At 37.8% G+C, this 1,491-nt stretch carries 1 protein-coding gene; it reads right to left on the bottom strand.

Annotated elements, in window-relative coordinates; all coding sequences use genetic code 11:
* A partial coding sequence (locus tag C3938_RS17995) for a gp58-like family protein (protein WP_199775669.1) occupies positions 1 to 1,491 on the bottom strand: 1,491 nt, incomplete at both ends.

The following is a 1,491-nucleotide window of genomic DNA, read 5'->3' as shown; positions in this document are numbered from 1 at the left end:
CCATACATTCCTCGGAAAGTAATGTCAGTACCATTACCAGCATAAGTCGTCTCTAAATACCAACCACTACGACTGTTATAATCGTTAATAATGTTAAATCCTTGCTTACCTCTAATTTGATAAAGAGCGCCGATAGAATAATCGTTTGATTGACCACCAATCATGGTTATAGTTGGATTACCATTAAAATCAAATGTTATACCTTTATCCCAACCCACCGCACGATTACGCATTTGAAATATAAAACCATTTACACTGTTCGTCGCATTATCCTCACCAGTTGCTGCAGTAGAGTTAGCAATAAAACCACTAAAGTAAGGTGATAAACTATCTAGATTTGATGCCCCTGTAGTACCTAGATAAGCAAACGGATAACGTCCTCCTATACGATCGCCAACACCAATACCAGCGGAACGACTAAATCCATCACTACCGTCGTATTTACGATACGTGAGCGTATTACCTGCATCTTCAAAATTAATTTGTGCTCCGTTCGCAATGGTGAGGTAGGCGTTTCGTAATGTGATATTACCTGTGTTTAGGTTTGCATCTAAATTGTTATTACTACTTAACAATCTTCCTGCTCGAACTGTTCCCAAGTTAGCAGATATAGCGGACAAACTAGATGCGTTGATCTTATCTGCATTTAAACTAGCAATCTTTGCATTAGTAACAGCTAAATCCTCAATCTGTGCTTCGCCAATAATGGCACGTACTAACTTGGCTCTTTCAATTGTTCCGTTGGCAATATGAGCATTCTGAATAACCCCATCGTTAATTAATGTGGTTCCATCTAAGTGTATTAAGTTACCTTTAATACGTACACCCTCACGATTAAGGTTTATTTGAGATACAATGCCGTCTACATCAACTTTTAAGTCTATTTCATCTGCAAGCTGTGTAATACGTGATTCTGCATATGTCATCCTAGGTTGTACATTGTCAGTATAGCTGTCAAACGAAACATTCCCGTTATTAATGGTTAGTTGTACATCCAACCACCCTGTACTTGATGGTGCGAAGTTTTCCTTACCTAACCCTTCTCCCATGCCTGGAATACCAACTAAAACATAAGAAGGATGACTCCCTCCCCAATTGGCATATTCAAAAACATCCCTAGAACCTCCACACCTATATATCGCTTCTGGTAAATTACCTTCAAGTCTATTGTCCCGTGGAGCGTGTGTACCGTTTAATACAATGATTTTTGTATTATCTAAAGCATTCAAATCCTCAGCTAAAGAAACAGCATTATCAGCAGTACCGTATAAATCATAAGTTTTATGACTTATCCATTCTCTATTTCTTCTATCATAAACACTTAAAATGTAAGAACGGTCATTTCCACTTCTAGATATTTCTTTACCGCTATTATCATACATCCCCGAAGATGCTGGATAAGGTCCGTTATATCTTTTAGATACTATGCGATAATGTTCTGTTTTTTCAGTATCAACCTGTATATCACTAACCGTCTGCTGAATACCATTA

Origin of the sequence: Microbulbifer pacificus, from assembly GCF_002959965.1 — a bacterium.
GTDB lineage: Bacteria > Pseudomonadota > Gammaproteobacteria > Pseudomonadales > Cellvibrionaceae > Microbulbifer > Microbulbifer pacificus_A.
The sequence above is the reverse complement of the archived record's forward strand: the minus strand, read 5'-3'. Positions and strand labels throughout refer to the sequence as shown.